General features: G+C 32.8%; 21 protein-coding genes and 1 riboswitch. Of the genes, 4 read left to right on the top strand and 17 right to left on the bottom strand.

Going from position 1 to position 22,069, the window contains the following annotated elements; translation table 11 throughout:
- Window positions 1-12 precede the first annotated feature (12 nt).
- From RWO76_RS08020 to RWO76_RS07965, 13 genes are all read right to left on the bottom strand, one after another.
- On the bottom strand, window positions 13-504 hold the full coding sequence (locus tag RWO76_RS08020; RefSeq protein WP_314355125.1) for a phosphoribosylanthranilate isomerase: 492 nt from the start codon (window positions 502-504) through the stop codon (window positions 13-15).
- Between the two features lie 220 nt (window positions 505-724).
- Entirely contained in the window at window positions 725-883 is a 159-nt protein-coding gene (locus RWO76_RS08840; RefSeq protein WP_390890851.1) for a DUF6985 domain-containing protein, read from the bottom strand.
- Between the two features lie 35 nt (window positions 884-918).
- Entirely contained in the window at window positions 919-1,203 is a 285-nt protein-coding gene (locus tag RWO76_RS08015) for a DUF6985 domain-containing protein (RefSeq protein ID WP_314355123.1), read from the bottom strand.
- Window positions 1,204-1,283: 80 nt separating this feature from the next.
- On the bottom strand, window positions 1,284-1,556 hold the full coding sequence (locus tag RWO76_RS08010) for a chorismate mutase (RefSeq protein ID WP_314355122.1): 273 nt from the start codon (window positions 1,554-1,556) through the stop codon (window positions 1,284-1,286).
- A gap of 14 nt (window positions 1,557-1,570) precedes the next feature.
- Window positions 1,571-3,040 carry an SLC13 family permease gene (locus RWO76_RS08005; protein ID WP_314355121.1) on the bottom strand — a complete coding sequence of 490 codons (1,470 nt, stop codon included), beginning with the start codon at window positions 3,038-3,040 and terminating at the stop codon, window positions 1,571-1,573.
- A gap of 186 nt (window positions 3,041-3,226) precedes the next feature.
- Complete coding sequence (locus RWO76_RS08000) at window positions 3,227-3,502, bottom strand: DUF2087 domain-containing protein (protein WP_314355120.1); 276 nt, start codon at window positions 3,500-3,502, stop codon at window positions 3,227-3,229.
- Between the two features lie 147 nt (window positions 3,503-3,649).
- Complete coding sequence (gene dltD / locus RWO76_RS07995; RefSeq protein WP_314355119.1) at window positions 3,650-4,813, bottom strand: D-alanyl-lipoteichoic acid biosynthesis protein DltD; 1,164 nt, start codon at window positions 4,811-4,813, stop codon at window positions 3,650-3,652.
- Between the two features lie 34 nt (window positions 4,814-4,847).
- Complete coding sequence (gene dltB, locus RWO76_RS07990; RefSeq protein ID WP_314355118.1) at window positions 4,848-6,002, bottom strand: D-alanyl-lipoteichoic acid biosynthesis protein DltB; 1,155 nt, start codon at window positions 6,000-6,002, stop codon at window positions 4,848-4,850.
- Window positions 6,003-6,296: 294 nt separating this feature from the next.
- Window positions 6,297-6,917: an ECF transporter S component gene (locus RWO76_RS07985; protein WP_314355117.1), complete on the bottom strand. Its 621-nt coding sequence runs from the start codon at window positions 6,915-6,917 to the stop codon at window positions 6,297-6,299.
- A gap of 163 nt (window positions 6,918-7,080) precedes the next feature.
- Window positions 7,081-7,197, bottom strand: a riboswitch (FMN riboswitch).
- A gap of 113 nt (window positions 7,198-7,310) precedes the next feature.
- Window positions 7,311-10,130: an excinuclease ABC subunit UvrA gene (gene uvrA / locus RWO76_RS07980; RefSeq protein WP_314355116.1), complete on the bottom strand. Its 2,820-nt coding sequence runs from the start codon at window positions 10,128-10,130 to the stop codon at window positions 7,311-7,313.
- A 260-nt stretch (window positions 10,131-10,390) separates the two neighbouring features.
- Window positions 10,391-11,152: an exodeoxyribonuclease III gene (locus tag RWO76_RS07975; protein ID WP_314355115.1), complete on the bottom strand. Its 762-nt coding sequence runs from the start codon at window positions 11,150-11,152 to the stop codon at window positions 10,391-10,393.
- A 149-nt stretch (window positions 11,153-11,301) separates the two neighbouring features.
- Window positions 11,302-12,423 carry a HAMP domain-containing sensor histidine kinase gene (locus RWO76_RS07970; RefSeq protein WP_314355114.1) on the bottom strand — a complete coding sequence of 374 codons (1,122 nt, stop codon included), beginning with the start codon at window positions 12,421-12,423 and terminating at the stop codon, window positions 11,302-11,304.
- Between the two features lie 49 nt (window positions 12,424-12,472).
- A complete protein-coding gene (locus RWO76_RS07965) occupies window positions 12,473-13,168 on the bottom strand; it encodes a response regulator transcription factor (protein ID WP_314355113.1) in 696 nt (231 codons plus the stop codon).
- 185 nt (window positions 13,169-13,353) lie between these two features.
- Between RWO76_RS07965 and RWO76_RS07960 the strand changes: the two genes are divergently transcribed.
- The 4 genes from RWO76_RS07960 to purR all read left to right on the top strand — a co-directional run bounded on the left by RWO76_RS07960 (window position 13,354) and on the right by purR (window position 17,623).
- The gene (locus RWO76_RS07960) at window positions 13,354-14,178 is read left to right on the top strand and encodes a lipoate--protein ligase family protein (protein WP_314355112.1); all 825 of its coding nucleotides are present in this window, start codon (window positions 13,354-13,356) and stop codon (window positions 14,176-14,178) included.
- Between the two features lie 35 nt (window positions 14,179-14,213).
- Window positions 14,214-15,566, top strand: coding sequence for an HD domain-containing protein (locus RWO76_RS07955; protein ID WP_314355111.1), 1,353 nt, complete (start codon window positions 14,214-14,216; stop codon window positions 15,564-15,566).
- 130 nt (window positions 15,567-15,696) lie between these two features.
- Window positions 15,697-16,521: a sugar-phosphatase gene (gene yidA, locus RWO76_RS07950; RefSeq protein WP_314355110.1), complete on the top strand. Its 825-nt coding sequence runs from the start codon at window positions 15,697-15,699 to the stop codon at window positions 16,519-16,521.
- Window positions 16,522-16,783: 262 nt separating this feature from the next.
- Window positions 16,784-17,623 carry a pur operon repressor gene (gene purR, locus RWO76_RS07945; protein WP_314355109.1) on the top strand — a complete coding sequence of 280 codons (840 nt, stop codon included), beginning with the start codon at window positions 16,784-16,786 and terminating at the stop codon, window positions 17,621-17,623.
- Window positions 17,624-18,116: 493 nt separating this feature from the next.
- Here the strand turns inward: purR and RWO76_RS07940 are convergent, their stop codons facing one another.
- From RWO76_RS07940 to RWO76_RS07925, 4 genes are all read right to left on the bottom strand, one after another.
- Window positions 18,117-19,076: an AEC family transporter gene (locus RWO76_RS07940; RefSeq protein WP_314355108.1), complete on the bottom strand. Its 960-nt coding sequence runs from the start codon at window positions 19,074-19,076 to the stop codon at window positions 18,117-18,119.
- Between the two features lie 120 nt (window positions 19,077-19,196).
- On the bottom strand, window positions 19,197-20,012 hold the full coding sequence (locus RWO76_RS07935; protein ID WP_314355107.1) for a metal ABC transporter permease: 816 nt from the start codon (window positions 20,010-20,012) through the stop codon (window positions 19,197-19,199).
- Entirely contained in the window at window positions 19,961-20,665 is a 705-nt protein-coding gene (locus RWO76_RS07930) for a metal ABC transporter ATP-binding protein (protein WP_314355106.1), read from the bottom strand. The genes RWO76_RS07935 and RWO76_RS07930 overlap by 52 nt, the downstream gene beginning before the upstream one ends.
- Window positions 20,666-20,819: 154 nt before the next feature.
- Window positions 20,820-22,069, bottom strand: a 1,250-nt coding sequence (locus tag RWO76_RS07925; protein WP_314355105.1) for an SEC10/PgrA surface exclusion domain-containing protein, incomplete at its 5' end; no start/stop codon positions are given.

The following is a 22,069-nucleotide window of genomic DNA, read 5'->3' as shown; positions in this document are numbered from 1 at the left end:
TCATATGATAATTTACAAATGTCTTTCCAGCCACTCGATCTTTTTAAAATCCTTATTGTTATTGTGATTATTTCGATAAGAGTCTTGAGAAGAAGCTTTGTAAATACTTAGATACTGCTCCAGACTTGGAAGACGAAATGTAATGCCTTCAATGTGAATAAGCTCTATATCCGATTCCGAAACTCCTGCAAAATCAGGTAAGGAATCGATACTTCCAAATTCAACACTCACTCTATCCTTTTGGAATTCATGCTCATGAATATCTATTAAGACGTAGCCTAAGTCTTTCATCACTTTCATTATCTTGTCCCAGTCATAAATTCTGAGATGATCAGGTGCTTCCCAACCTCTAGGGTCACCAGGCACATGAATGTCAATGTCAGACGGCCCCCAATTTTCTTTCGTTCTAAACTCCAATCCCAAAGAACCCATCAGTGTCGGTGTAATTCCGACTCGATTTAAATGGAAACAAATGGTTTTAAATTCTTCAAATAAGAGACTCATATTTACTCTAAACCTTTCATCTAAATGTTTGTTATTTCTTCTTTATTACCTTGAACAAAATCATCTTCATTTTCTAGAGTATATCCAGTTATTTTGGATACAAATTCTTTTCCTTCTTTACTAATTCTATTACTCGCCAATATAGTATAAATCAAATAACCAATAAAATGGAATCAATACGTACTTTTCTTAATGCAATAAATATAAAAACTACAAATCATTATAGCAGTATATCCTGATAACCAATTTCGGATAATACACCATTAACAAATTTTATTCCTATCCCATTTTCTTTATCCCAATCACACTCACATAAAAAACCAAATTCTTCAATATTTTCGTCAAAAGTTAAAGGAAACATGATTTGCTTAGGTTGCAATAAAGAATAAATCTTATCTTCGTCTCCGTTTATATCTAAATAATATTTTTTTCATTATGATTCGTGTAGCTTGAAACAATATCTGATATTTCATGATTGTAATAGGATATAATTGCAGAATTTACCTCTTTTACTATTTCGTCTAAGTGATTATTGAAAAATATATACGCTTTTTCCTGATTAATTTCAAACTCAGCATCTTCATCCGCATCAATATTAATTTCCAAAACGTGGTGCTTATTGAAAATATCTAGAGAAATATCTTTTGTCCAACCGTAATTAAATTTTATTTTACCAAAAGTCTTATGATTTATTCCCATTATTATCTCCAATCTTTCTATAAACCTAATACTTTTTTTCTCCCACTTTCTTTAAAGTGATTGGAGCATTCCTATCTCAATTATCCTTGTTTTTCAATCCAATTTTTTTGATGTTCACGAGAAATACGCATTAATTCAGTATAAAGTTCAGCCACCTCATCTTTTAAAGACTCATCTTTTAAATACGATTGAACTTTCAAAATCACTTGTTCTTCACGTCCACTATCTAAAATCGGAATATCATTGTCTAATTTAATTTTTGCTACTTCTTCTACTACATTCGTACGTTCTTCAAATAACGCAACAATTTGGCGATCAATAGAATCAATTTTTTGACGTTGTTCTTCTAACATAATACCTTCCTTTCTTACATCCATAAAGTTCCTAATGGATACCCAATCGCTACTGCACTTACAATACTTAACACTAATAACCATCCACCATATAAAAAGGCATCTTTTGAACTTGTCCAACCACTACCAACGGAGATGGCTACATAAGGCATTGCTGGTGGAGTCATATAAGCTAAGCTTGCCATAAAACCAATTAAGCAAGCGACAACTGCTGTATGAATTCCTAAATCCGTACTAGCAGCAATCGTTGTTAACACAGTCGTCACAACCGAAACGGTTACTAAATTCGATGAAAAATTCGTTTGAAGTCCCGCCCAAATGACAAAGACAATCACAATCATCATTGCACTCCATTGATGGAATAATGGAGTTAACCCACTTTCAATTAAAGGTAATACACCTAATTCTGGTTTTGTTAATAAAGTTCCTAAACTCAAAGTTGCCCCTACTAATAATAAACTTGGCCAGTAAACGCCACGTGTTAACGCCTCTTGAATCGATATTAGCGGTTTTCCATCTTCACGGATACAAGCTAATAATACAGCTCCAATCATTGGTGGGAATGCCATCCCCGCAGATTTTAAGAAAGCTGCCACACTAGGCGAAACAATTCCTAACCATTCCGGAATAATCCATAAAGCAATCACAATTGAAAAAATAGAAACAATCCATCTTTCTTTTTTTGTTACTTTTGGTAAATTTTCCAAGGATTCTAGACTTTGGAAAGTCACTTCTGATAAATCTAATTTCCATAAGCGATGTAAACTTGCCAACATTCCAACAAAAATACAAATTCCTGCAGGCATCGCAATTCCCATATATTGGATATTCGAAATACTTACACCAGTAGCAGTATGATACAAGCCCATTGCCGTAATGGCAAATACATGATTAATCGGCGTCATCGCAGTTCCAATCGCAATAGTCGAAAATAATGTAATTAAAATAAAGGACGCTTGTCGACTCCCTTTTTCTAATCCAAATACTTCCATCATTTCTTCATAAATTGGAAAGACAATCATAAATAAAATTGTTGGTGAAATAAACCAACTAATGACTAGTACCGCTCCTAGAAAGGCTCCTAAAAAATGACTCGGACTTTTCTTAGCAAAATTCGTTTTTAAAAACCATCCCACTAACCGTTTCAAAGCAGGGGTCTGTTCTAAAGCATACGTCACTATAAACGTAAATAATAAGAAAACAAATGTACTATTTCCAAAAGAAAGAGAAAACACTTGACTATACGTTACTTTTGGAAGCCACCCAAGTCCTAATAAGACTAAACATAAAATACTTGGCCAGTCGATTCCTACAAATAACCATAATAATAAGCAACTCATAAAAATTGATAATAAGGCAAATGCACTTCCTGGTATCGCTAATAATTGCCAATCAAAATGCGAGTTAACCATTGCAAGAACGATAAAAAGGATACTTAACACGATTGCGCCCGTCTGAAACAAACTTCGGGTTTCTTTTTTCATATTCTACTCCTCAACTTTCATTTATTCCGCTATCCATCCTACCGTATTTTTTTCCAAAATACTAGTAAAGCTATCATTTCCGACGCTTTTATCGATTGGCTATCAGATTATGGCAGTTCACCAACTATCTTTAGAACAACAAAAAAACGATAGAGACTTTTCCTCTACCGTTTCCTGTTTTTGTTTTTAATTTTCTAATTCAATCTCTGGATTTAATTGATAATGTTGACCATAATTATCCCTAATGACAAATTTATAGTCCACTAAATAACGACGCATTGTAGCAAAATCATCATATAGTTCCTTAATTTTTTCGTTTAATTCTTTCTCAGTATAAGTCTCTGAATAACTCTTTAAATGCGCATAAATAAATTCAAAAATTTCTATTTTATTTTTCTGTTTTTTAGGAAGAACAGTAATTTTTCCATCCCTCATAAATCTAGAAATATTTTCCTCTTTCATTAATTCATCCCTACTAATTCTTAAAATTCACTATAAATAAATTCTTGTACATTCGAAAAATCTGTTACGAAACAGTAAATAATAATACTTAAAATAATAAAATAAAAAAATAGAGTCCATAAAATAAAGCGATGTTTATCTGTCAATTTATTTGCCAAAATTATAAAGTTCTTTTTCAACTTCCATCCATCCTCTCACTCCAACATGCATTACATCAAAAAGAAAATAATTTTCGTACTCTTTATTCCCATAATTTAGCACTTTTACTCCAAATTGATTTGCTATTTCTTCAATTTTCTTATAAGTTTGCTCTCTCATGGTTTTAGACACTCCAGTATAATCATTCCACTTCCCGTTAACAGGAAAAATGATAACTTCAACTTCTATCCCTAATTCCTTAGCTACTGTTAAGAAAATTTCAAAATCTGAATATTCAGGTGATTCTAGATAATTTAAATCTTTGTTGGAATTTTTTAAAGAATCATACCGATTTCTCAAATAAGTATCATAATAATGATTATCTACAGCATAATCATTATTATCTGTTTTTTTCACCACTTCTTTTACAAAATCATTTGTCATCTGCTCCCAATTATATTTTGGCGTCAATTCTCCTGTCAATGGATAGTCAGCTTTTCCTTTCTCCATATAAAATTTTTGTTTTATTTTAAACGCATATAGCTTAGTTTCTAGTTCTAACAGATTCTTTTCAAGAATATTTCCTTTATTTTCAACGAAAACTTCTTTAATTTTTTTGTAAATATCATTTTGTTGTTTATTTCCTTTAGTAATCTCAATTACTCTATTAATTAATTTTTCTTTAGTTTCTTTACTGATCTTCTCATTTGCTAAAGTGTTAAAAATATGTTCTTGAGATGCTTTATTTAAAAATGCATCTTGATGTATTCCATTTTTTTCATACCATTGAACAGATTCAATAATCGCTACTTTTCTTTTAGTCATTGCTGATTCTATTGAACCTAACGTAGAAGCTTGAACAATATTTTGAGAATAACTTGTTCCAATTTGCATAATATTAAAATCACTATAATTAAAAATTCTATTAGGATGATATGCTTGATCCTTTGTAGCAACTAACTCAGATGATCCTAATAAAACAAGTGTATTAGGAGTAATATTATTTGCTAAAATATCTCTACTTTTATATTTTTCGTATGATGTGCCATAACGAATACTATTATCATTTACTTTATAATAATCTTCAACATTTTTAACATATGTTTGATTTATAAACACAAGTGTCAAGATTACTAACACTAATGATAGAAAAAATGCTCTTAATTTAATCATCTTTTTTATATCCTATTCTTTAAACTAATTACCATTACTTTCTTAAAATGACTTTCAATAATTTATATGGTTCTCCAGAAAAAATAAAGAATCCTATCACTACTAAATTCATAGTTACAAACCAACTTAATAATTTATACCAATTCTTATTCTTATTCTTTTTATAAAATGAGCTTTTCTTTTGATAGATTTCAAAAGCCGCCATTAATACACCATGATAAAAACCATATAAGATATAACTAACACTTATACCATGCCAGAATCCCATCACTAACATATTTACTATGTAAGCATAAACTGCATTGTGTAATCTTTTTTTGAACAATTGTTTTTTTATAGCCCTCATTAAAACTCTTGAAAACACAAAATCTCTTAACCATGTTGATAAAGTAATATGCCATCTAGTCCAAAAATCTTTTATATCAACACTTAAAAAAGGTGCATTAAAATTCATTGGAGTTTGTACTCCTAAAATATTACTAGTTCCAACCGCCATTAAACTATAACCTGCAAAATCAAAAAATAAATATAAAGTATATAAATACATATACTTGATGGAGTATACTATTGTTCCAGTATTCGTGAGTGAAAACAAGAATTGATACACATACGTAGATAGAACAATTTTATAAAACATCCCTAATACAAGTCTAAAAACTCCTGTCCCTGCTAATTCTAGATAATCTTTTCTAGTCATGCTACTCTTTATATCTTCTAAAAATCTACTACTTCTATCAATAGGTCCTGAACTAACTGACGGGAAAAATAATAAAAATTGTAAATAATCTTTTAAATTGATTTTTTCCTTGATTAAACCATCCGATATTTCTAACATGATTTGTATTGTTTTAAAAGACATGTAAGATATTCCTATAAATGCCATAAAATGAAACTGTGTTAAAGCAAATAACTTATTCAAAATTAATGGTACAACTGATAACCCTACTAAAATAGTCTGACAAGCTTTAGTTGTTTTTTGTGAAAAAACAATTAAACTATATTGAAAAATTAGAAATAACATTAAATACAATAACATTGTAATACTTTTACCATAAATATTCCCTACTAAAAACAGTGAAACGAATATTATAAAATATTCTTTGTTTTTCTCAAAATAATTTATAATAAAACCAATGATTAACACAGCTAATAAAAAAAGGAAAAACTCATTTCCCTCAAAATAATTCATACGTAAATGGACTCCTTTATTTTTAAAAATGATTTCTTTTTAATCTAATATTTAACAAATACTTCCTTTTGTTCAAAAGATTGCATAATTATTTTACCATATCATATACTATTTAAACAGTAAAATTCTAAAACATCTTAAAATCTTCTATGTACACCCAAAAACTATTTAATGGAATCTAAGCTTTTATTCATAAAATCTCTACTCTCAATTCATATAATACTATTCATACAAAAAAACTTGTTAGAAATGGCAGTTATTTCTAACAAGTTTTGGGTAGTGGGTTTATTAAATTTATTGTTTTTCTAATTTTAATACTTTTTCAACTTTTTTATAAAGCATTAACGATAGTACACTACTTAAACCAAATTTTAATACATTAAATGGTAATAAAGCAAAGAGCATTAATGTCCATAGATTTGTCACAAATGGGTTTGTAGTAGCTGCAAGGGCAACAATTTTTTCAATTGGGAAATGCATCGCTGTTGCATATAATGGGAAAATGACAAAATAATTTGCTGTTAACAATACTACTGTTGCAGTAGCTGTACCAATGACTAAACTTGTAATCGCCCCTTTGAATGTGCGGTGATATTTATAATAAAATACCGCTGGTAACATGAAACTTAAACTTCCAATTAAGTTCACTGTTTCGCCAATTCCAAATGTTGTTGTTCCATTTAAAACAAAGTTCAATGCAACTTTTACAATCGCAATATATGCACCATATAATGGTCCTAATAAATAACCTCCTAAAATAACAGGCAATTCAGAAAAATCCATTTTAACAAATGGTGGAATAAATGGCAGACTAAATTCTAATAACATTAAAATCGTACTTAACGCACCAAATAAGCCTACTAATATTAATTGTTTTGTCGCATAACGTGACACTGTTTTTGCATTTGTACTCATCGTACATCTCCTCCTTAACCGGGTGAAGGATCGGATGGTTTCTCACGCTCTTGTTCCATTTTATTTGTATAACTGCACCAAAAAATGCAGCAACAAAATGGTCTACATTTCATCGCTGCATTCTTATATATCAAATTGATTGGTATCTTCGAACGTGAAATATAACCATTTTCTCTCATCTAGACTATCACTATCGGTTCTGGAATTGCACCAGATCATGCCTATTCGGCTCGCGGACTATACCGCCGGTAAGGAATTACACCTTGCCCCGAAAATGTTATTTTATAAACAAAGAGTACCACACTTTTTTTTACATGACAATAGTTCTGCTTGAGTTCTCAAAAAAGGAGCATTATTATTGTAAACAGTCCCTAAAAACTTTAAAGTATTTCATTATTTCAATACTTTCTTCAAATATTGACCTGTAAAGCTTCCTTTAACTTGAGCCACTTCTTCAGGTGTTCCAGTAGCGACAACTTGTCCTCCACCACTTCCACCTTCTGGTCCCATATCAATAATATAATCCGCCGTTTTGATTACATCCAAATTATGTTCGATTACTAAAACAGTATTTCCTGACTCTACTAAACGATTCAATACTTCTAATAATCGAGCAATATCATCTGTATGAAGCCCTGTCGTTGGCTCATCTAATACATAAAAGGTATTCCCTGTAGACACTCGTTGAAGTTCACTGGCTAATTTCATCCGTTGTGCTTCTCCACCCGATAAAGTTGTAGCGGATTGCCCTAAAGTTACATAGCCTAAACCAACATCTTTAATCGTTTGAAGTTTTCGCTTAATTTTTGGTACAGCTTGGAAAAATTCTACCGCATCATCTACCGTCATTTCTAATACTTCAGCAATACTTTTTCCTTTATATTTGACTTCCAATGTTTCTGAATTATAACGACTACCATGGCAAATTTCACACGGAACATATACATCTGGTAGGAAATGCATTTCAATTTTTAAAATACCGTCTCCCTTACATGCCTCGCATCGTCCACCTTTGACATTGAAACTAAAACGTCCTTTTTTATAGCCACGTAATTTTGCTTCATTTGTAGTTGCAAATAAGTCACGAATATCATCAAATACACTAGTGTAAGTTGCTGGATTACTTCTTGGGGTACGACCAATTGGACTTTGATCGATATCAATGATTTTATCTAATCCTTCATATCCTTCAATCGATTTAAAGGCTCCTGGCTTTTCTTTTGATTTTGAAATTTCTCTTGCTAGAGCTTTTTTCAATACCCCATTGACAAGAGAACTCTTTCCAGAACCTGAAACTCCTGTAACTGCCACTAATCTTCCTAAAGGAATATCCACATTAACAGATTTTAAGTTATTTTCACTTGCTCCTTTTAGGCGAATCCACCCTTTATCTTCTGTTCTACGTTCAGTTGGAACTGCAATTGATTTTTTCCCTGATAAATATTGACCCGTCAATGAGTTGGGATTTTTTTCCACTTCTTTTGGCGTTCCAGCAGCAATAATTTGACCACCAAATTCTCCTGCTCCCGGTCCAATATCAATTAAGTAATCCGCTGCTCTCATCGTGTCTTCATCATGTTCTACTACAATTAATGTATTCCCTAAATCGCGCATATTTTGTAACGATTGAATTAATCGATCATTATCTCTTTGATGCAATCCAATCGATGGCTCATCTAAAATATATAATACTCCTGATAAATTCGATCCTATTTGTGTCGCTAAACGAATCCGTTGCGCTTCTCCCCCTGATAAAGTTCCTGCTGCACGGCTAAGGTTTAAATATTGCAAACCAACATTTTTCAAGAATGTTAAACGAGATTGTACTTCTTTTAAAATAGGAGCGGCAATTTGTTCATCTTGTGGAGATAAGGTTAAGTCTTTGAAAAATTCAATTTCTTCGTCAACGGATAGTTCTAACACTTCACTAATATGTTTATGATTCACTTTGACTGCCAATGCCTGTTCATTTAAACGATGTCCATGACAAGCTTTACACGATAACTCCGTCATATATTGACGCATTTGTTCTCTTGTGTAATCACTATTCGTCTCATGGTAACGACGTTTCACATTGACAATGACCCCTTCAAAAGGCACATCCACATCTCGAACACCACCAAATTCATTTTCATAATGGAAATGGAAAGTGGCATCTCCAGAACCATATAGCACTAGATTTTTCTGAGATTGAGTTAATGTTTCAAAAGGTAAATCCATTGGAACTTTAAACTGCTCACAAAATTGACGTAGCATCTCTGGATAATAGTTCGAACTAATCGGATTCCAAGGTGCTAACGCTCCTTCATTTAATGTTTTTTCTTTATCTGGAACGACTAAATCGATATCCACTTCTAATTTCATTCCTAATCCATCACATTCCGGACAAGCTCCAAAAGGTGCATTGAATGAAAATAGACGTGGCTCTAATTCTCCAATGGTAAATCCACAATGAGGACAAGCATAGTGCTCACTAAATAAGATTTCTTCTTGCCCAATGACATCGACAATCGCATATCCTTCTGCTAAACGAAGCGCAGCTTCTAATGAATCAAATAATCTTGAACGGCTCTTATCCGATACAATAATACGGTCGACAACAATTTCAATAGAATGTTTTTTATTTTTTTCTAATGAAATTTCATCCGTTGTTTCCATCATTTCGCCATCTACTCGAATACGAATATAGCCGTCTTTTTGAATCGATTCGAAAACTTTTTTATGTTCTCCTTTTTTCCCTTTTACAATCGGAGCTAAAATTTGAATTTTTGTTCTTTCTGGCAATTCCATTACACGATTCACCATTTGTTCAATCGACTGACTTTCAATTAAAGTGCCGTCATTTGGACAATACGGTTTTCCTACACGTGCATATAGTAATCTCAAATAATCATTAATTTCCGTCACTGTTCCGACAGTTGAACGAGGATTACGAGAAGTTGTTTTTTGGTCAATCGCAATTGCTGGACTTAATCCATCAATACTATCAACATCTGGTTTATCCATTTGCCCTAAAAATTGTCGTGCATAAGCTGATAAACTCTCTACATATCTTCTTTGCCCTTCTGCATATAATGTATCAAAAGCTAGTGAACTCTTCCCTGAGCCGGATAATCCTGTAATTACTACTAATTGATCTCTTGGAATCGTCACATCAATATTTTTTAAATTATGGGAGCGTGCTCCTCGAACGATAATCTGATCTTTCGCCATTCCATCTTCCTCTATTTCTATCTAAAATCAAAAACTCTGCCTTTAGGCGTCCACCTTAGTATAGCATAGTTTACTTTATATTACGAACAAACGTTCTTGCCCAATCATACATCTTCATTTTAAGTGAATTTAAAAAAATGAGCAAATTTTGAGCAGAATGTGAGCAAAATGTGAGCAGATTATGAGCAGATTCCTACTCAACAAAAAAGTCTGAACCTTCATAGTCCATCACTATCAAAATTCAAACATTTTTTAAATTCTTAGATAATTTCCATTTCCACTGGACAGTGGTCACTTCCGGTTACATCCGCACGAATTTTCACTTCTTGAATGCGAGAAGTTAACACTTCTGATACAACAAAATAGTCAATTCTCCATCCAATATTTCTTGCACGAGCGCCACCCATGTAGCTCCACCATGTATATGCTCCTACTGCTTCTGGATAACGATAACGGAACGCATCGACTAAGCCATTCTCTACAATTTGATCAAATTTTTCACGCTCTTCTTTTGTAAATCCTGCATTTTTTGTATTTGTTTTTGGATTTGCCAAATCGATTTCCTTATGTGCTACATTTAAGTCTCCGCAGAAAATAACAGGTTTTGTTTCTTCTAGTTTTTTAATAAAAGCTAAGAAATCATCTTCCCACACTTGGCGATAACTTAAACGAGTTAAATCACGTTTTGCATTTGGTGTATAAACTGTCACTAAATAATAATCTGCATACTCTGCTGTAATGACACGTCCTTCTTGATCATGTTCTTCAATTCCTAATCCATATTGAACAGAAATCGGTTCTTCCTTTGTAAAAATGGCTGTTCCAGAATATCCTTTTTTCAGCGCTGAATTCCAATACGCATGATAGCCTGCAAATTCCATTCCTAAATCCACTTGTTCAGGCTGTGCTTTTGTTTCTTGTAAACATAAAATATCTGGTTGAGCTTCTAATACATATTCTTGTAAAGCCCCTTTATTTAAAACAGAACGAATTCCATTCACATTCCATGTTGTTAATTTCATACTTCTTCCTCCACGTTCATTTTATTCTATCATAACAATTTTATAAAATGATGACTAGCAAAAAGATACCGACCTCCAATAGTTAGATTTTTAGTCTACCTTTTTGGAATCAGTATCTCAGAATAATTGATAATTTTAACACTTTTTTATCACTCATCCGCATCATTCGGCAAGCAAATATAAAAACTAATCACTTCTCCAATAGATTCAGCTAACATTCTTCCACCATGACTTCGAACAATATTATCCGCAATGGCTAAACCCAAACCTGTTCCACCTGTTTCTTTCGAACGAGAACCTTCTGCACGATAGAACCTTGCAAATAAATGCTCCAACACTTCTTTAGAAATAGGTTCTCCAATATTACGAACAGCAATTGTTATAATGTCCTTTTGTTCCAATACTTCTATTGTAATTTTTGTATTTTCACGACCGTATTTAATGGCATTTGACAGTAAGTTATGAATGACACGCACCATTTTTTCCGCATCCATTTCTAAGACCATTTTTCTCTTTGGTGGAATCACTTCAATCGTCATTTGACGTTTTTGTGCTTCTAATTCAAAATCCGCTGCTACTTGTTCAAGAAAATTCGCTACTGGAATATCATTCAATCTTAACGGTGCTCCATTTGGACTTGTTGTTGTATATTCAAATAAATCATCTACTAATGCCTTCATTTGTTGCGCTTTATGATATGCAATTTCTGTATAACGCTTTGTTTCTTCGGGTGTTTTAGGTTTTCCATTAATGACTAATCCTAAATATCCAATAATAGAGGTTAAAGGTGTACGAATATCATGAGAAACATTTGTAATCAACTCATCTTTTGATTTTTCAATCATCCGTTCATCTTCCATAGCGCTTACAGTTGAATCTACTAATCGATTAATACTCGTTACTACTTTTCCCATATCTCCTGCTAATTGGAAAGGAATTCTTCGATCATAATCCCCTTGCGCAATTAAATGTAATTCCTCTAAAACATGAGACAATTGCATTTGATGATAGCGACGAATTAAACGCCAATAGGTGAATCCAATCGCAAAAATAATCGAGCTAATGGAGAAAATATTTTTATATAATTGAATTTCACTCGATTCAACATTCCATGCTTGACGAATCGAACGACTACCGTCAACAAAATATCCAGGAGCATCTAGAAATTGATTCAACAATACTAATGCCCCTAAATATAAGACAAAGACGATACAAAGCGTAATAACGCCTTCTAAAAACAATTCACTAATTTCTCTGGTTGTTAATTTCAAAAGTGCAGCTGGCCTTTCTTCTCTAGCTACCTTTTTAGAAAAAAAATTGCTATTTACTTTCAATTTTATAGCCAACTCCCCATACGGTTTCGATTACTTTATCTCCACCCGTTGCTTCAGCAATTTTATCACGTAAATGGCTCACGTGAACCATCACTGTTTTAGTAGAAACAATACTCTCTTGTTGCCATACTGTTTCAAAAATCTCATCTGCACTAAACACTTTATTTGGATGACTTGCTAGTAAGAATAAAATTCCAAATTCTAATACGGTTAATTGAATTTCTGAACCATCTAATGTTGTGACTTGATGAGAGCCTTTATTAATTAATAATGGTCCAATCGTAATTTCTTCTGTACTTTCACTTTCTTTTGTTAGAACTGAAGTCCGACGTAGTAATGATTTTACACGTGCAATGACTTCTAATGGATTAAAAGGCTTCGTCACATAGTCATCCGCCCCATTTGTTAATCCTTGAATTTTATCAATATCTGTTGATTTGGCACTAAGTAATAAAATTGGCAAAGCATCATTCGTTTTACGAATTTCATGCACAACAGAAATTCCATCTAAGCGTGGCATCATAATATCTAAAATCACCATATCAATATCTGGATAAGCTTGAATTTTTTCTAATGCTTGTTTTCCATCATATGCTTTTACAATTTCAAATTTTTCATTTCTTAAATAAATCGATAATAATTCAACAATCTCGCGATCGTCATCTACGACTAAAATTTTCATAAAAATCCCTCTTTTCGTATTATTTTCAACTTTATCCTACTCAATCTACAACAAAAACTCCACCATTTCTTAAAAATCTTGAAAATTCTTTAATAATTTGACAAAAAAATCGCTTCTTTATGCCTGAATACACGTTTTTTTGCTATAATGTAAGTGTATTCCTAATTTATTGGAAAGGATTTTTTATGATACAAACACCTATTACAAATCAAAAAGTACAATTACTAGAAACGATTGTCTCTTCATCAGAACAAATACAAGATTATTTTGTTCCATTTGCATTGGATGAATCCATTTTACACCATCTAGTGCAATTCCCATCGGAAACTTTTCTACATTTTTGGGAAATGGAAGATACTGTGATTTTAGGAATGACAGATACTAAAACACCCTATTTAGAAGAGGGAGTTGCTTTATTAAAACAACGAAACTACACACCAGTTGTTCGACACGCTGGAGGCTTAGCTGTTGTGAGTAACTCAGGAGTTTTAAATATTAGCTTATTATTTTCTAGACAAAACGCTACGATTGCTGAAGTCTATGAATGGATGCAAGCATTAATTACACGTGCCTTTCCAGAAGCCATTGGGGAAAAAGAAATCCAAGCTTTTGAAGTGAGTGATTCCTATTGTCCAGGAGACTATGATTTAAGTATCCAAGGGAAGAAATTCGCTGGAATTGCGCAAAGACGTTTCAAAAATTCCATTTGTGTCTCTATTTATCTTAGCATTAATGGAAATCAAGAAGAACGTGGAAACTTAATCCATGATTTTTATGAAGAAAGTATTAAAGAAGAAGAAACTCGTTGGCATTATCCAACTGTTAATGCCAATAGTATGGCGAATTTATCTCAATTATTAGACTTAACGCTAACGGTTCAAGAAGTCAAAGAACGCATTTTAACAGCTCTATTAGATGGGCAATGCGAATTATTAGAGTCAGAACTCAATTTTGCAACGGAAGCAAGTTATCAAAAAGCCATGGAGCGTTTAAACCTTCGAAAAGTTTAACGGTAAATCCAGACAATATAAGGAGGAAAAGATTAATGTATATTGAAGAACTATCCCGTGAAAAAGTATTACGTGACCCTGTTCATGATTACATTCACATTCAACATCGTGTTATTTTAGACTTAATTAATAGCCGAGAAATGCAACGATTACGCCGAATTAAACAAACTGGTGCCTCTATGTTCACCTTCCACACGGCTGAACATTCTCGCTTTTCTCATTCACTAGGCGTCTATGAAATTGCTAGAAGAATTTGCGACAAATTTGTTCGTAACTACCCTTCTACAACCCCAGAAGATGGATTATGGGATGACTCTAACCGACTTGTTGTCCTATGTGCCGCTCTATTACATGATATCGGACACGGCCCTTATTCTCATGCTTTTGAAAAAATTTTCGATACAAACCATGAACAAATTACGATTGATATTATTTTGTCACCAGACACAGAAGTGAACAAAATTTTAAAAACAGTCTCTCCTACTTTCCCTGAGGAAGTAGCCAGTGTCATTCAAAAGAAACATCCAAATCCACAAGTGGTTCAATTAATTTCTAGTCAAATTGATGCTGACCGTATGGATTACTTACTACGAGATGCTTATTTCACAGGAGTAAACTATGGAACCTTTGATTTAACTCGTATTTTACGTGTGATTCGTCCTTATAAAGGTGGGATTGCCTTTAACTTCTCAGGAATGCATGCAGTAGAAGATTATGTCGTTAGCCGTTATCAAATGTATATGCAAGTTTATTTCCATCCAGTATCAAGAGGTATGGAAGTAGTACTAAATCACTTATTAAAACGTGCTACAGAATGTTATCATTCAACGACTAATCCCTTAAAATATACCGCCTCTTTCTTAAAACCATTTTTTGAAAAAAATTGGACATTAGAAGATTACCTTCGTCTAGACGACAGTGTATTAAACACTTATTTTGCTCATTGGCAAATTGAAGACGATGCGATTTTAAGTGATTTAGCCGATCGTTTTATTAATCGTAGACCATTTAAATCCGTACCATTTAACCCTGTCAATGACGTGGCAACAATTGAACGTATGAAAGAACTAGTACAAAATGTTGGTTATAATACCGAGTATTATACTGCAATTAATAATAGTTATGATTTACCATATGATTTCTATCGTCCAGATTCAGTGAAACCAAGAACTCAAATTGAATTAATGGAACGAAATGGAAATATGGTCGAATTATCTATTGTTAGTTCGATAGTATCTGCTATTTCAGGAAGAGTTCGTGGAGATGAACGCTTATACTTCCCTCGAGAAATGTTTGCAGAAGGAACATCGGAATTATTTAGCGAAGATTATCAAGAATTCCAAGCATTAGCTTCAAAACTTGATGTCTACTCAAATCAAATGAAATAATAGCAAAAAGACTTTTCTAAACTAGCGAACTCACCATAGAATTCAGCTACAAAGGAAAGTCTTTTGTACTTTTTCATTCAGTTGTGAAATATGTTATAATAACAACGATACAAAATAAAGGAGACTAACTATGATTAAATTAATTGCCATTGATATCGATGGAACTTTGATTAACTCAAAACACGAAATTACTCCTCGTGTTCATGATGCATTAACAAAAGCAAAAGAACAAGGTGTCTATGTTGTTCTTTGTACAGGACGTCCACTTCCAGGAGTTCAAGGATATTTAAAAGAATTAAACTTAATTAATGATCGTGATTTTGTCGTTACTTATAATGGTTCACTTGTTCAAAAAACAGGAACTGGAGAAAGTTTAGTACGCTTTGGAATGACGATGGATGATTTTAAACAAATGGATGATTACCATCAACAATACGGCGTTCACTATCACGTAATCGATGAAAAAAATATTTACGTAACAACTCCAGATATTGGAAAATACTCTTATATGGAACATGACCTTGTTGGTATGCCAATTGTACAACAACCACTGGATCAATTTGATCCAAACGCTACTTTTTCAAAAATGATGTTTGTAGATGAACCAGAAATTTTAGAAAATCTTATTCCAAATTTAAGTGAGTCATTTAAAGAAAACCATAATATCGTTCGTAGTATGCCTGTTTACTTAGAAGTCCTACACCCACAAGCAAGTAAAGGACATGCAGTCGCTAAACTAGCAGAATTATTAGGATTAGATGCCAGTGAAGTCATGTGTATCGGTGACCAAGAAAACGATAGAGATATGATCGAATATGCAGGAATGGGCGTTGCAATGGGAAATGCGATTGACGAAATTAAAAAACTCGCAAACTTCATTACAACTACCTGTGATGAAGATGGCGTTGCAGTAGCTGTAGAAACTCATGTTTTAAACACGGAGAACTCTCTATAATTCAAAAAATAAGAACAATAAAGCGAAAAACCAAAGGAGACTCTTCATTCTCCTTTGGTTTTTATTTACACAGTAATATAGAAAAAAACTTCACAAAACACGATTATTAACGATTAAATTTGAAAGAGAAATCGATTTTTAACGAATGTTCGCCTTATTTTTTGTTGTAATTTTCGTAAATTTCTGTATAATAGTTTTACTGGAGCATTCTTCAGCCAGAGCTGTCTTATAAGCTTTGATTCAAATTAAAGGAGGCTAACCGATGAAATTAAAGAGAAGCGAACGTTTAATCGATATGACACAACGATTACTCGATAATCCTCATACATTGATTTCATTAACAACTTTTACAGATTTATACCAATCTGCAAAGTCTTCCATCAGTGAAGATATTGCCATTATTAAACGCACTTTTGAAATTCAAGGAATTGGTATCGTTAATACACTTCCTGGAGCTGCAGGAGGTGTGATTTTTACTCCAAAAATTAAAAAAGAACAAGCATTAGAAGCAGCACAAAAAATTTGTGACCAAATGAATGACTCAACTCGTCTACTTCCTGGTGGATATATTTACTTATCTGATTTACTAGGAAAACCAGACATTCTTCATCACTTAGGAAAAATGATTGCCTCTGCCTATGAAGACCAAAAAGTCGATGTCATTATGACCGTAGCAACAAAAGGTGTTCCAATTGCTCAAACCGTTGCCAATTATTTAAATGTTCCATTTGTTATCGTTCGCCGTGATTCAAAAATTACAGAAGGAGCTACTGTAAGTATTAATTACGTATCTGGTTCTTCTTCTCGTGTTGAAAAAATGGAATTATCTAAACGTACTCTCCCAAGTGGATCAAATGTATTGATTGTCGATGACTTCCTAAAAGCCGGTGGTACTATTAATGGGATGAGAAGTCTTATCCAAGAATTTGATTCTCATGCAGTGGGTGCAGTCGTTTTCTGTGAATCAGGAGTCTCTGGACATCAATTACAAGATTATTCTTCTATTATTCGTATCACAGAAATCAACACCGAAAACCAACACATCAAAGCCGAACTCGGCAACTTCTTCGATACACATACATTTTTAGAAGAAACACATTAATTAACCATTAACACAAGATAACAGAAAAAACTTTCCTTGAATAGCAAGGTCGCCAGCAGCCAGCAAATGCTGTCTCATGTACTTTTGGTATTAATAAAAGTTTTTTCTGTTTTTTTTCTTTACGTAGATAAATGGATTAAACCCATTCACCGTTCTCATTCAATTGATATCCATCAATGACGGTATTTTTTGCCATTTATTACGAGTTACTATTTCTTCCATTGTTTCTTCATTTTCATTAGTAACTTGAACTAGTTTTAATATTATTACTTCACAAAATTTAAAGAAACATTTTTATCTAGCAAAAATAAAAAGAAAAACTCCCTTTGAATAGCAGCAGTAAAATAAGCCGATTTGTCTTATTTTACAAGGGGAAATTCGAGACCAAGGATCGAATTTTAGCCATGAGACTCGCTTTGGCGAGGCTGCTGGCGACCTTGCTATTCAAGAGAAGTTTTTCTATTATTTTTGCTTACGTTAACATTATTAGATTCTACGACTGGAATGCAATCGAAAATAGCATCATCCATACGGGTAAAATCACGATATAGAGTAAAGTTGTAATCGTAACAGCTGATGTCGCAAAATCAATATCAGCATTTTCTTCCGTTGCTAATAATGGCATAATGACCAATGTAGGAATCGTTGATTGAAGGAAGAACGTTTCTTGTAATTTCATTGGTAATTCAATTGAAAGTAACTGAATCACTCCCACTTGAATGATTAAAAGAATTGCCGGAAACAATACAAAACGTCCAAAAATCGATAAACGCATATCTCCGTCGAATGTCAACGAACGAAGCCCCACTTGTGCTAAATGGATTCCAATATACATTAACGATAACGGAGTTACCAAACTACCAATATAGATCAGAGAATCATCCAAAAAGTCAGGGAGTGTCCATCCAAACCATACCCAAATCATACTTCCTAAAAAGGCAATTAATGGTGGCGAGAAAATCCGACTCCATTGAATTCCTTTTCCAACGTGTTGCTGATTATAATAAGCAAATAAATAAGTGCCTACTGTAAAAGTCGATAAAGTATTCACTACATAATACACTAAAAAATAAGGCATAGCCTCTTCACCAAATAAAGATAAATTCAACGGCAATCCCATAAAAATCGTATTTGCATTGACAATCGTATTCATTACCGTCGCCTTACGCTCGTTAGGAATACGAAATACTCGAACAATTATCCAAGCCACAAAATATCCAATAATAACACTCATCAGTGGAATTCCTAAACTTCCAACAAATTCAATCATTTTTTCCCTTGAAATAAATCTTAAAACAGAAATCATAATTGAAGCTGGTAAAGCAATTTTAATAATAAGAGAAGCAATACTTGTTGAAAAATTTTTATCAAACCATCCCTTTATTTGTAATACATATCCTAAACTAATCATGATGACTATCGTTGCCATACTTGAAAAGATTTCACCTAACATTTTAATCCTCCAATTTCTTAGTACAGTCACTATACTCTGCTTTTCCTCTACCTGTCAACATCCTATAAAATATAAAAAATCTCGAAAAATCTGTTAAACAAACTTTCCGAGACTTCATCTTTATTTCTTCAATTGATTTTTAATAATCGTTCCAAATAAACTAATGACTAAAATTATTAAGAATACACAAGTAATGGTGGCACCTGGTGGTGTATCAAATTCATAAGACATACTTAAACCAGTAAAAATACCAAAAATACTAATTAAAATACCCGACACAATAACGCCTGTAAAACTTCTCGTCAAACGAATCGCGATAGAGGCTGGTAACACAATAACCGCTGAAACTAATAAAGCCCCGGCAATCGGCATCATCACTGAAATGACTACACCTGTAATAATCGTGAAAACTTGTGTCATTAAACGAACAGGTAATCCTGCCGTATAAGCAGTATCTTCATCAAATGATAAAACATATAATGGTCGTCTAAAAATCAAATATAAAACGACTACAATAACCGCTAAAGCAATCATCAATCCCATTTGCTGTTGTGTAATCGTTACGATAGAACCAAATAAAAATTGATCCACACTAATGGTTGAACGACCTTTTTGGAAATTCATTAAAATTAAGGCAATCGCCATCCCACCGGACATTAATATCGCAACAGTCACTTCTGAATAACCTTTAAAATATTTTCCAATTACTTCTAATACAATGGCTGCTAAAACTACCACTACTAAAGTCATAAAGGTAGGATTGTAGCCTAATAATAAGCCTAGAGAAACTCCCACTAAGGAAACATGCGATAATGTATCTGCCAATAATGACTGTCTTCTTAAAATTAAAAACAAGCCCAAAATAGGTGTAATCATCGCCATTGCTAATCCTGTGATGAATGCTCTTTGCATGAAACCATAGAAAAACATCTCCATGGAGAATCCTCCTTTCTCATCAAATGAATATGTTTATCCACATAATGTTCCAAATCTTCTTCCTCATGCGTCACCATTAAAATCGCTTTTCCATGATGTGCACAACTATGATGTAAGAGATGGTAGAAGCGCTCTCTACTTGTTTTATCCATTCCTGCTGTTGGTTCATCTAACACAAATAAGTCTGGATCTGTCGCAAAAATACGCGCTAAACAAATTCTTTGTTTTTGACCACCTGATAATTCCCCAATTCGTTTATGGCGTTCATCCCACATTCCAACAGATTTTAAGGCTCTTTCAATATGTTCATGGTCTTCTTTATCTAATCGTTGGAACCAACGACCTTGTTGATAACGACCTGAAGCAACTAATTCATAAACGGTTGAAGGAAATCCTACATTAAAAGAAGAAATTTGTTGTGGAGCATATCCAATGGATAATGTTTTTCCTTGTGTATTAACGGTTGCGATTGTTGCTTTTCCGTGTTTGGGAGTTAATAATCCTAAAATATTTTTTAATAAAGTGGATTTTGCTGCACCATTTTCACCTGTTAATATGACAAACTCTCCCGGCTCAACAGTAAAACTAATGTTTTCTAAAACGGGCTCATTATCATACGAAAATGATAAATTCTCAACTGAAACGTAACTCATACTAACTCCTTCCTTTTCTAAATCGTAGTAATTCTTTTTTATGTACGTTTGTTAGAATAGCATATTTTAGTACGAATAAGCAAGAATTTACGATACTGTTCACGAAATTTATGAATAAAAAAGTAGGCAATTACGATTGCCCACTTTTAATCGGTTATTTTAAAGTTGCTAGATGATCTTTCAAGCGTTTAATCACTTTTTGTTCATAATCTTTACGAACTTTTTGAGAAATTTCTTGTTTTGAAAATGGTAAAGCACCTGTTTTTTCTATATAAGAATCTTCTACTTGAATAAAGTGGCCAGACGAACCCAATCCTACTCCAAAGTAATTATCCTTATAAGTTTTTCCAAAATTCACACCTGCTATACTTTGTGCATGATCATATTCAATTCCATTAAATAGGAATAATAAGATCGCTTCTCTTAATTCAGTACGAATTGTAAAGTAATCTAGATTTTGGAAATCTGTACTAACTGCATTCTCATAATATTGGCTACCTTCTACTTTTGAATTATCCGAAGATGTCAATATTCCATATTGTTTTACTACTTTATTAATAGCATTCGCATCATGGCCTTTTCCATCTGCAATAAATCTTCCATCATTAATGTATTCTTTAGCTATTTTTTCTGCAATGGTCAGCATTGTTTCTGTCACTTTTACGGGTGCTTTTTTCATTTGGTTTCTTACTGAATTAATTAATGAAGCAGCATATAAGTTTAAGGATTTTTTCATATCTTCTGGCATTGAACGAAGATTGTATTTTTCCAATAATGTATTAGGTATTTCCCCTGTTTCTTTTTGATTTTTTCTTAATAATACTTTACTAATTGAATTTAAAGCAGAAATATTTGCTTGATTTTTTCCTTGAGCAGTTGACCCATATTGATCTAAGCGTTTCGCATATTCCTCATTTATTGAAATTGAATCTTCTGATTCTAACCATCGAATCGCTTGCTCTAATGCTTTCTTTTCTTCTTTTTGACGTTGAATTTGAATAGAATTATCTACTCTATTTTTTAAATAAGATCTTTTACCATTTGATTCTAAATAGTAACCATCTACTTCCTCATCATAAGCATAAGTTCCATTTGATTTCAAATAATACCAAGCTTTATAACTATTATCGTATATCCATTCTGAAATAGCCATTTTTCCATTTGGTTTTAAATAGTATGAATCTATCCACTCATTTTGAGCATACGCTCCATTCCCTTTTAAATAATACCAAGCTTTGTAATTTTTATCGTATATCCATTCTGAAATAGCCATTTTTCCATTTGGTTTTAAATAATACAAATCTACCCACTCATTTTGAGCATATGCTCCATTCCCTTTTAAATAATACCAAGCTTTATAATTTTTATCATATATCCATTCTGATGTAGCCATTTTTCCATTTG

Origin of the sequence: uncultured Granulicatella sp. (genome assembly GCF_963521425.1) — a bacterium.
Taxonomy (GTDB): Bacteria; Bacillota; Bacilli; order Lactobacillales; family Aerococcaceae; genus Granulicatella.
The sequence above is the reverse complement of the archived record's forward strand: the minus strand, read 5'-3'. Positions and strand labels throughout refer to the sequence as shown.